At 61.8% G+C, this 10,631-nt stretch carries 10 protein-coding genes and 2 pseudogenes; all 12 read right to left on the bottom strand.

Translation table 11 applies throughout. From position 1 onward, the window contains the following. Nucleotides 1–796 (bottom strand): Fic family protein (locus VGL01_RS22380; RefSeq protein WP_331573269.1); only part of this gene is annotated, 796 nt, incomplete at its 3' end. Between the two features lie 99 nt (nucleotides 797–895). Then, complete coding sequence (locus tag VGL01_RS22375; protein ID WP_331573267.1) at nucleotides 896–1,930, bottom strand: NADP-dependent oxidoreductase; 1,035 nt, start codon at nucleotides 1,928–1,930, stop codon at nucleotides 896–898. A gap of 130 nt (nucleotides 1,931–2,060) precedes the next feature. Next, nucleotides 2,061–2,663 (bottom strand): TetR/AcrR family transcriptional regulator, encoded by a 603-nt coding sequence (locus VGL01_RS22370; RefSeq protein ID WP_331573265.1) that lies wholly within the window; start codon nucleotides 2,661–2,663, stop codon nucleotides 2,061–2,063. Between the two features lie 58 nt (nucleotides 2,664–2,721). Continuing rightward, on the bottom strand, nucleotides 2,722–4,083 hold the full coding sequence (locus VGL01_RS22365; RefSeq protein ID WP_331573263.1) for an ATP-binding protein: 1,362 nt from the start codon (nucleotides 4,081–4,083) through the stop codon (nucleotides 2,722–2,724). After that, on the bottom strand, nucleotides 4,059–4,724 hold the full coding sequence (locus VGL01_RS22360; protein ID WP_331573261.1) for a response regulator transcription factor: 666 nt from the start codon (nucleotides 4,722–4,724) through the stop codon (nucleotides 4,059–4,061). Before VGL01_RS22360 ends, VGL01_RS22365 begins: the two co-directional genes overlap by 25 nt. A 30-nt stretch (nucleotides 4,725–4,754) precedes the next feature. Continuing rightward, nucleotides 4,755–5,513 carry a hypothetical protein gene (locus VGL01_RS22355; protein WP_331573259.1) on the bottom strand — a complete coding sequence of 253 codons (759 nt, stop codon included), beginning with the start codon at nucleotides 5,511–5,513 and terminating at the stop codon, nucleotides 4,755–4,757. A gap of 93 nt (nucleotides 5,514–5,606) precedes the next feature. Next, complete coding sequence (locus VGL01_RS22350) at nucleotides 5,607–6,203, bottom strand: undecaprenyl-diphosphatase (protein WP_331573257.1); 597 nt, start codon at nucleotides 6,201–6,203, stop codon at nucleotides 5,607–5,609. A 261-nt stretch (nucleotides 6,204–6,464) separates the two neighbouring features. Then, entirely contained in the window at nucleotides 6,465–7,451 is a 987-nt protein-coding gene (locus VGL01_RS22345; protein ID WP_331573271.1) for a HEAT repeat domain-containing protein, read from the bottom strand. Nucleotides 7,452–7,761: 310 nt separating this feature from the next. Further along, nucleotides 7,762–8,193, bottom strand: coding sequence for a DUF29 domain-containing protein (locus tag VGL01_RS22340; RefSeq protein WP_331573255.1), 432 nt, complete (start codon nucleotides 8,191–8,193; stop codon nucleotides 7,762–7,764). A 1,045-nt stretch (nucleotides 8,194–9,238) separates the two neighbouring features. Further along, entirely contained in the window at nucleotides 9,239–9,544 is a 306-nt protein-coding gene (locus tag VGL01_RS22335; RefSeq protein ID WP_331573253.1) for a DNA-binding transcriptional regulator, read from the bottom strand. Then, nucleotides 9,537–9,900: pseudogene (locus VGL01_RS22330) on the bottom strand (type II toxin-antitoxin system RelE/ParE family toxin). The gene VGL01_RS22335 and the pseudogene VGL01_RS22330 overlap by 8 nt, the downstream one beginning before the upstream one ends. Before the next feature lie 223 nt (nucleotides 9,901–10,123). Beyond that, a pseudogene (locus VGL01_RS22325) lies at nucleotides 10,124–10,631 on the bottom strand (adhesin); the annotation flags it as partial.

Genomic DNA, 10,631 nt, shown 5'->3' with positions numbered 1-10,631 from the left:
TCAACCACTCGGTGACGTCGAGGCTTCCTCTTTGCGTGCGCTCGAGCACGTCGTAATAGGCTTTGCGTTCGCGCTGAATCTGCGCGGAGAGGCTATAAAAACGCTGAGGACTGCCGTCCGCACGCGCAAGAAGGAGATCGCCGATCGCACGCGCGATTCTCCCGTTCCCGTCGTCGAATGGATGAAGGGTGACGAACCAGAGGTGGCCGAGCCCCGCCTTGATCAGTGCAGGCTCCGGAGTCGCGCCGTTGAGCCAGTCGAGGAAGCACCGGGTTTCATGGTCGAGATGCTCCGCCGGTGGCGCTTCGAAGTGCACGCGTTGCCGGCCGATCGGCCCCGACACCACTTGCATAGGCCCTGTCGCATCGCCGCGCCAACGCGCAACATTGAGTCGTACGAGCCCAGAGTATCCCGTCGGAAAAAGCGCCGCATGCCATTCGAACAGCCTCTCAGGGGTCACCGCTGCCTGACAGTTCAATGTGGCGTCGAGAATCATTTCGACGATCCCGTCCACGTGACGATCCGCTGGCGCAAGCTCGCCGATATCCACGCCGAGATGCCGCGCAATCGACGATTTCACTGACGCAACGTCGAGTCGCTCGCCCTCGATTTCGCTCGTCTTCGTGACATCCTCGGTCAGCGCAGCAAGGCTCGCCTCATCGCGCAACGGGCTGCCAACGTCGGCGAGGCGGCCGAACAACAAGCCCTGAGCACGACTGACCTCGGCGATCAAACCGGTGAGGCTAGCAAGGTCGTATCGCCATTCAGGCCAATCTTCGGCCGCCCAGATGTACATATATTCTCCGCATGATGTGCGGAGAATATATGCCTATTCGCCGCACGAGCAAGCGGAGGGGATCGTGTCAAAGAACGGTAACACCGGCCACGAGCCTCTTCAGTCCTCGCCTACACGCACGACGAGCTTGCCGAAGTTACGGCCCTGCAGCATCCCAATGAATGCGGCAGGCGCGTTCCCCAACCCATCGACGCGGTCCTCGCGCAGCTTGACGCGGCCATCGGACAACCATTCGCTCATCTCTCGGCGAAACGCATCGAAACGCTCGCCGAAGTGGTCGAGGATGATGAAACCTTGCATACGGACCCGCTTTTGCAGAATCGTCGACATGGCAAGCGGCAATCGATCGGGGCCGGACGGCAACGCGTCGTCGTTGTAATGCGCAATCACGCCGCAGACCGGCACGCGCGCGCCGATGTTCAACAACGGCAATACCGCATCGAAAACTTCCCCGCCGACGTTTTCGAAATAAACGTCGATTCCCTCCGGGCACGCCGCCGCCAGACGCTCGGCGAATGCCGGATCGCGACGATCAACGGCGGCGTCGAAGCCGAGTTCTTCCACGAGGTACCGGCACTTGTCGGCGCCACCCGCGATGCCAACGACCTTTGCGCCCCGAAGCTTCGCCAACTGCCCGACGACCGAGCCAACGGCACCCGTGGCCGCCGCCACGACAAGCGTTTCGCCAGCTTTGGGCTGGCCGATATCCGCCAGGCCGACATACGCGGTGAATCCGGGCATGCCCAAACCGCCCAACGACAGCGACGCGTGAGATTCTTGTCCAAGGGGGAGCAAGTCGCTGCCATCGGATAGCGCGTAGTCCTGCCATCCTGAATTGCCGAGCACGAGATCGCCCGCTCGCCACTTCCCATGCTTCGATTCGACGACTCGACTCACGGTGCCGCCCACCATCGTTCCACCAAGCGGGATCGATGGCGCGTAGGCGGGACCGACCTCCTCCATCAAATTGCGCAGGTAAGGATCGAGCGAGAGATAGACGGTACGAAGCAGAACCTCACCATCAGCGGGCTTCGGAATGGCTACCTCTTCGATGAGAAAGTCGCGCGGCGTGGGCAACCCCTGTGGGCGCGCCGCGAGGACCACGCGGCGATTGACGGTATCGGTTTGCGGCATCGGGAACTCCTTCAGTATGCAATCTCGGATTGGCGGGGGCGGCAATGCTTCGAGTACAGCCCGCCATCGAAGTAGACCAGTCGTCTAGGACGCGAGGAAAAAACGGAAAGCGAATACATACGATCGCCCCTCAAGCGTCGTAAGGGACGCCGAGCATCCGGCGCGTGCAGGCCAACGCGGTATCCAGCGGCTTGCGGTCGCGTGTGATCTTGGCCAGCAGACTGGCACCGAGCCAGTTTTGATAGAGCGTCATGGCGGTGCCGGCGGCATCGAGCGATTCAGGCAACGAACGGTCCGTCAAACCCTCCTCCACGCAGCGCGCGAGCCGCGCCGTGATCGTTCGCGTGCCACGTTCGAGTGCCGCCCGCATCGTGTCGGATAGATCGGAGACCTCCGCGCCGAGCTTCACGACCAGACACCGGCTTTGCGCCTCGTCCCCGGTCTGCGAATCGAGCCAGTCGAAGAAATAGGCCATCAACCGCTGCGCCGCCGGACCGGGCTGACCGAGCAACCCATCCATGCGCTGGAGATAATCTTCGAAGTACGCCTCGAGCACCGCCTCGCCGAACGCTTCCTTCGACGAGAAGTAGTGATAAAACGACCCCTTCGGCACCTTCGCCGCAGCCAGCACCTCAGTCAGGCCGACGGCCGTGAAGCCCTTGCTCAGAAATAGAGGATGCGCGACATCGAGAATATGCCGGCGGACATCGGTGGGAGGGGTTGCATGGCTCATGGAACCGTACTGTAGCCAGTATTAGACCGGTCGTCTAGTAACCCTCATACGATAGGGGTCACTGGGCCGGAATGAGAACGGAAACACACAAACCCGACTGCCCGGTCTCATCGGCAAACTCGAGGCGGACTTCCGCCCCGAGGCGCTCGGCAATGGCTTTGACGATGGACAGGCCCAGCCCCGATCCCACTTCATTGCTCCCCAGCGTGCGATAAAAAGGATCGAAAACGCGCGCGCGTTCGTCCGGTGCAATGCCGGGCCCGTTGTCGATCACGCGCAACAGCACATGCGTGGGCGTGCCACGCACCGACAAATCGACCTTCCCGCCTCGCGGCGTATAGCGGATGGCGTTATCGACGAGATTCTTCACGATCGCAATCAAATCGAGCTCGCTTGCTCGCACCAGCGCGTCCTCGGTGCCTTCGACACCGACATCGATCTTTTTGGCGTCGGCAAGCGGCATGATGTCTTCGAGCACGCGACGATAGACGCTCTGCACCGACACCGCCTGTGTCGCCGGCAGCGGCTCCGAAGGCGATTGCGCTCTGGCCAACGTCAGCAGTTGATCGAGCAGGTTTCGTCCGCGCTCGATGCCCTGTCGCAGCGAACGCAATCTCTCCCGGGCCGTCGTCGACATCTCGGCTTCGGCCAGCCGTTCCGCTTGCAGCGAAAGTGCCGTCAAAGGGGAGCGCAGTTCGTGCGCGGCGTCGGCAACGAATCGATGTTGGGCTTCCATCGATTGCGCAACGCGCGTCAAAAGGCGATTGATTGCGACGACGAAGGGCCGGACCTCGACAGGCAGATGGCTCGTTTCGATGGGATGTAACTCCCGCTCGGCCCGCCGATCGATTTCCACCGACAGCGCGGCGATCGGCCGGAACATCTTGCGAACGAGGTCCGCAATCAAAAAGACCAGTATCGGCACGAGAATCAGAAACGGCATCGAAGTCTGCAGGGCGGCATCGCGCGCGATTTCGTCGCGTACATCCGTTTCCTGCGTCACGGCGATTCGCCCGCCGCCGGCCGCTGTTTTGATGAGCACGCGAAACGACTCGCCCTTGATCCGCAGCGTGTGCGCGCCGTCCGCCAAGTCGGCTGGGATCGGCAATCGCGCCTCGGCACCAGCGATGCCGACGCCTTGCTGCCCGGCATCGGCGAGATATTCCACGACGATGCGGGAGTCTTTGTCGTCGCTCGCCACGCTCGCCCCAGCCGGCGACTGAAGGAACGGAACGCCTTGCCGGTCGATGAGCGTCGCGATTTGCCGCAACGTATCGTCTTGCAGCTCATGGGCTTCGTGCAGCGCGGACACGAACGAAAAGATGCCGGCGACCACGGCAACCACGAGAATCGCGAGCGAAAGCGAGAAGGACAGTTTGAGCTGGAGGGACGCGTTCAACCGCCTTTTGAAACCATCCATCCGACGCCCCTGACGTTTTTGATGATGTCGCTGCCGAGCTTGCGCCGCAGTGCGTGAATCAGAAATTCGACGACATTGCTTTCGACTTCTTCTCCCCAACCGTAGATCCGGTCTTCCAGATCGCTGCGTGAAAGGATCGCGCCGGGGCGGATCAGCAGCGCGTGCAGCAGCGCGAATTCGCGATTGGAAAGCTGCACGGGTGCGCAGCCATCGGCGACGGCCTCGCGCGTAACCGGATCGAGCGAGACGCGGCCATTGCTGAGCACGGGAGCCGCGCGGCCGCCCTTTCGCCGCAGCACGGCGCGCATGCGGGCCAGCAGCTCGGCCATTTCGAATGGCTTCAGGACATAGTCGTCGGCGCCGCCGTCGAGTCCGCGCAACCGATCATCGAGCGTGTCCCGGGCCGTGACGATCAGCACCGGCACCGGATTGTCGCGGCCGCGAATGCTCGCCAGCACCTGCAGACCGTCCTTGCCGGGCAAGCCGAGGTCGAGCAGCACGAGGTCGTAATGCTGCGCCTCGAGGGCGGTCAAGGCCGCCTGCCCCGTCTTCACCCAATCCGTCGCGTAGGAAACGTCTTTCAGTGCGTTTTGAACGGCCTCGCCGATCATCGGATCGTCTTCGACCAGCAATACCCGCATTCATCCTCCGTAGCCAATTCCAGCCTGCGTTCAATGCGTCGCCTTCGCCGCTCGTTGCCGGAAGATCAGAATGCCGAGCACGATGAAGCCGAATAGCGCGGCCGAGGCCGAATAACGGCTCATGGCCAGACCGCCCGCGTTGAGCGGTTTGTCGAGAAAATCGCCGACCGCAGCCCCGAGCGGACGCGTCAACACGAACGCCGCCCAGAAAAGTATCGTGCGCGAAATGTTCGACCAATAATAGGCCGCCGCGACCAAAACGAGCAATCCACCGAACACGAGCGCGGCACCGCCGTATCCCAACCCCATGCTGTCGGCCGTCCAATCGCCCAATGCCGTACCCAAGGTCTGGGAGAACATGATCGTCACCCAATAGAAGATCTCGGCTTTGGGTGTGGTGATCGTACTGACAGAGACGGAGCCGAGCGTCCGGTACCAGACAAAGAGCGAGATCAGCAGCAACGCGAGCAGTAGACTCGAGCCGCCCGCATATCCGATGCCCAAGGAGCGATCCGCGAAATCGGCCATCGTCGTGCCGACCGTCGTGGTGGCGATGATCGTCAGCCAGTACAAGAAGGGGTGAAACCCATTTGCACGGATTTGCGCCATGACCGCCACGACGAATATCAACGCGAAAATGGCCGTCCCAATGAGGTATCCCAGGTGCATCGACATCGTCACTGCGTCGCCGCCCGTCTCACCCAGGGTGGTCGCGGCAATCTTGAGGAGCCAGAACCCGAGTGTGACCTCAGGTACCTTCGCCAATGCGTGTTGAGTCGATTTGGTCATCGTAAGGTTCCTTTTGATGCAGTCATTGCCTTGCAGAATATGAAGGGTTGCCGCATGACTCGTGCCTCCGTCGCCGCGGATCTTACCCAGTCCTTATTTGCGCACCCATCCCAACGCAATGAACTTGCTGAAAAGCAAGCCGTGAACGCAGGTGGCCGCCCGAAAAATGTATGGCAAGCATGGCCCTATTGCTCGCCGCGTCAGGCCCACGCTCAACAGCGAGACGATAGCCGCGCCCGCCATATCGAACGGGAAATGGACGCCCACGTAGATGCGCGCCCACGCGATAGGCAAGCCGAGCAACGCGAACAGCATCCCGGCCCGAGGAAAGTTGCCGGGCATGGCGAGCGCGAACGCGACCGACCACCAGAGCGTCAGATGATCGCTGGGGAAGGACGAGTCGGGTGCATGCGCAACCAATGTGTGTCCGAGACCGATTACGAAAGGACGCGGGTGCATCCATGCAAGGCCGATCAGCTGATTGATACAAAGCCCGATCGACGCGGCGACGGTGGCTTCGATCAGCGCCTTACGCGTGCGCTCGCCACCGCGTAACCAGACAATCGCGATCGTTGCGGGGATCAACCAAATAAAATATTCGGCAAAAAACAGCGCCATCGCCATCGATAGCTGGCCAGGGTTGGCCGGCGCATTGAGCCAGAGAAAAAGTGCTCGATTCAGTCCTTCCATCAATTCTCCGTGCGCGCTCGCCGTTTCGTGACGGATCAATCCGTCACGTGGCCAAGCGGAGGGTGGCAACAATAGGGGGAGGATACCGACGAAGACTTAGCTGATACTGAGCAGACCACCGCGGAGTTTCATTTCGGATGGCTTTCGATCGTCGATATGTCGACGACATTATCGCTCAGCGAATACTTTGGACGCGTAGGTGCCGCGCGGCAGCCGAGTGCTCGCGTCCCTTGCTTGGCGCTCGGCCAGCGCCGCGTTCTTTTATTGCCGTGCGTTTTCGATTTGCTCGATGGCGATGCTGACGGCTTTGCGTACCTCAGGATCGCGATCGCCAAGCGCGTGGTGCAGCGCGGGCAGTGAAGCGGCAACGCCCAGCTCGCCCAGTGCAAGCGCGGCTTCCTTGCGCAAGTTGCTGATCGGATGTGCGAGCAGCATCGCAACGGCAGGGGCAGCCTGCCCATCGCGCAATTGTCCTAGCGCGCGAGTCGCGCGTAGCCTGACCTGCCAGTATGCGTCGTCGAGTGCCGTGACGAGCGGTTCGCGCGCCTCTACCACGCCGAGTTTGCCTAGCGTGGTCGCGGCTTCCTCGCGCACCTGCCACGCGTTGTCCGATAGCGCTGCGACGAGCGCCTCGACGATGGAGGCATCGGCTGGCGATGCAAAACCCAGCGCGCCGATAGCCGCGCGGCGCACCTCCGCCTGCGCATCGCGCGCGGCGAGCGCCGCGAGCGATGCGAGTGCGCGCGCATCTTTGAGCCAACCAAGTACCGCGACAGCCTCGAACCGTACCTCGGCTTGTCGCGCGGCGAGCGCCTCCATGGCCGGATCGAACGCATCCGCGAAGCGAAGTTCGCGCAGCCCGCGGAGTACCGCGCGGCGCACGAACGGCTCCGGCCGCATCGCCCAACGGCGCAGCACGTAACCCGAGCTCGGTTGCTTCAATTCGGATAGGCTTTGCGCCGCCTGTGCACGTACCGGCTCGGCGTCGTCGAGCAGGGCTGCGCAGAGCGCCTCGACGACTTCGTCTTGCTCCCATGATGCGAGCACGGCCGCGGCCTCGCGTCGGACTTCGGGCGCCGGGTCGTCGCGCAGCGAAGCGAGGAACACCGGCAAGAGAGCGGCATCTTCGAGATCGGCGAGCTCGAACAGTGCGACACGGCGCACTGCCGGGTCGATATCGGCAAGGCGTGCGAGGTGGGAGGCAGCTTCGGCTGGTAGATCGTGCGCGCTTGCATGGGGTGCAGCCATGGGGCCGGCCTCGCCTGCGTCGATGACCAGGACGTCAGGGTCGCGTACTTCGGTATTCATCGGGTTTTCCTCGTCCGCGCGCAGCGTGCTCGCCCGGTTGCGCGGGGAGCGTCAAAGAGCTGCACTCTCCCGCATTCCAGGGATCTGATCGGTTCGTTACGACAACGTGAAAGGGTCAGTCTAGAGGGGGTTTCGTCGGCGCCCAACGAATCATTTCTGATATGTATTTTCGGCGGAGGCGGGGCGCTGATCCAACCTTTGAGTGGACGGAGGCTGGCGCTTATTCAGGGCAAGTCGATTGAGTTGGGCTTCACTCGGGCAGGAACTCAGGATTCATCGCCTGCTCCATCGTCCACGGGCAGGCTTCGGGGAACACAACAAGGTTCGTTTCTTCGATCGCTTTGGTCACTGCATCAGACCAAGTCTTACGGATCCAATGCTCATCAAGCAACGAGCCCTTCAAGCTCGGCGTCTCCTCAACGTGTTCCATTATGGCCCGACGCTGCTCCTTGATCGTACGCCGCCAGCTCGATCCCCGCCGATCCGGCTGGTATTGCCACTTGAGCAGGTGCGTGAGGAGCACAGCCATACGACTCGCCAATTCGCGTTGTTCGCTCTTACCCACGTCCTCGATTTCCTCCGCGATGTGTTCGATGTCCAGCTCCGAGAACTTGCCCGCGCGCAACAACGCGGCCTGTTCATTAGCCCATGCCACCACGTCCTTCTCGTAGCTCGTTCCCATTTTTTGGCCCCTAAGCACAGTCACGCATGGTGCCATTTTAATCACTCCCATAAGCTTGTCCCATTCCTTTGCCTCGTCCTCGGCTCGTGCCTCGGCGTCGAGTGCACACAGCATCGGCCACCATCGGGGGGGCTAATCGACCGGTTTCAGTGTCCCATGCGTGGGCGCCGCCGGATGCTTAGCCGAATGGCTATTCGCCAGCGCCCGGATGCTCGCACGCGGATAGACATTTGCTGCTTGATGTGCCAGTGCTTTCACATCGCTTAGGGTGACCCGCGTCGGCCTCGTTTTCCAGCGTGCGCCACCATCGCGCCGGCACAGTGGGCGGCTACCGATACCAATCGGCTGGGCCTCAAAGCTATGCGCGCGGCTGAGTAGCATCGTCTGCTTTGTGCTGAGTGCAGATGCGGTACTGCCGTGAGTTTTTTTTGCCCAGACGCGGTTTTCGGCCCTCCGCGGCATCGGCGAAGGTAGTTAAAGAACGATGGCGTGCAAACGCCGACGGGCCGACGTATCGGCCTAGCGAGGAATCGATGGAAGGGAGAGAGAACCGCCGAAGGGCGGCTAAGAAGGAGGCGGACTAGGCCGTACGTGATTAAGCCAATTGTTCTCAGTTTCATTTTGCGCAGCCATCGCCGCGCCCTGAACGTTGGCACCTAGCGCACCGGCGACCAATGTACTCACCATCGTCATGAGCGCAGTTTCCAGCGGCGCAGGGATGTTGCCGTTCGTATCGATGTCGGGTTCAGCAGTGCCCCGGTTGCTCCGCCAATGGCCCCATATCCAGCACCCGAGGCAACCTCTGATCGCAACGGCCCGCCGTCGCCTAGACGCGGTTCGGCCCGGAGGATTTTTTGCCCGGATGCGGTTTTCGGCCCACCGAGGCACGAGCAAAGGAAGTTAAAGAACGATGGGGCGCAAACGCCGATGGGCCGATTGTATCGGCCCATCGGGATAGTAAGAAGGGATGGGGAGTGCCGCAGAAGCGGGGCTAAGGAGGAAGCACCGTCGCAAGCCCGCCGGGCCAAGACGGCGCAGCAGGACCTTACAGCAGGGCTTCCAAGCCCTTGCGATCAACCAGGTCGAGCAGTTTCAGCGAAGGACCGTTCGGATGCTTTTGCCCCTGCTCCCATTTCTGTACCGTCGAGATGCTCGTGTTCAGGCACGCCGCGAACACTGCCTGACTCGCTTTGGCGCGCTGGCGCAGTCGCCGAATCTGCGCCGCGCTGTATTGCTTGATCGGTGGCAGACACAACGCGTCGAACTCTCGCGTCGTCACCGAATCCATCAGCCCGATCTCGTGCAGGTCTTGCGCCGTCTCATGCAGCGTCTTCAACAGTCTGTCACCCATCGCTTTCCACCTCATATAGCTTGCCTGTGCTCAGCGCTTCACGCAGCTCCCGAGCATCGTAGCCCAGTAGCTGCGACGCCAGCCGTTTCAACGTCTCCAGCTCTTTGTCGCTCACGTTGGACCGCTCGTTTTTCGCAAAGCCGAAAACGAAGTCCCACTCGCAACGCCAGCAGCGTACGCACTCCGCCGCTTTTACCTCGTCCGCCAATGCCCACTCGCTTCTTGAACACATGACCGCCCAGGTTCGCATCAATCAGCCCTCGGCTTATCTCATCCATTGCCACGAGCAACGCCGCATCGCTCACACCTTCCTTGTCGGCCCAACGCGCAAACACCCTGGTCTTGAAGACCCGCATACCGCTCCTTTTTCTTGCCGAACATTATAGCACTGCGTGCTATAGCTCATCACCGACCTCGCTAGCCGCCTCCTCATCGAGTGCGGCCAGTAAATCTACCGCCGTGGGCCCTTCGTCCTCGAGACCAATCCGAACTTGCGCCTTCGCCGTAGGCTTCTTTCAAACGGCCCGGTCTCGCCTCCGGCTGCCCCCGTTCGCCGAGCACAGCCCCCCGGCCACAGCCTTATGGGACAGGCTCGTCGTCCGCGTCCGCCGCCGCATCCGCCGCACCGCTCACCGATGCGATTTCCGCCGAGATCTCCGGTTGCATCGCGATCGCAGCGGCCACCGCGACCACGATCATCGCCAACTGCTCGACCCCGAAGCTTCCGCCTTCCTTCACGAAATCCGTATGCAGATGGTCGGTCAACGTCATCTGCGTGAAGTTGCTCCCCAACTGCTGCTGCAACGCAGCCGTTAGTTGCTGCGTGCCCGCGCTATCGACCGTGCCGTCCGCGTCGAGCTTTTGCAGCGCCCCGCCAATCTGGCTCAGCGTCTGCACGTTCAGGTCCATGTTCGCCGCGCTCATGAACCCGCCCGGCTGCACTACTGTGCCCGTCGTGTTCTGATAGCCCGCGTCCTGGATGTAACTCCAAATCTGTCCGACGTTGACCTGATTGGCCTGATTCGTCAGCGTCGGCGTATTGACCGTCAGCGTATTGGAGGCGCTGATCGTCCCCGTATTCAGAATG

It is taken from the genome of Trinickia sp., from assembly GCF_036503415.1.
Taxonomy (GTDB): Bacteria; Pseudomonadota; Gammaproteobacteria; order Burkholderiales; family Burkholderiaceae; genus Trinickia.
This window is presented reverse-complemented; position numbering and strand designations above follow the sequence as displayed.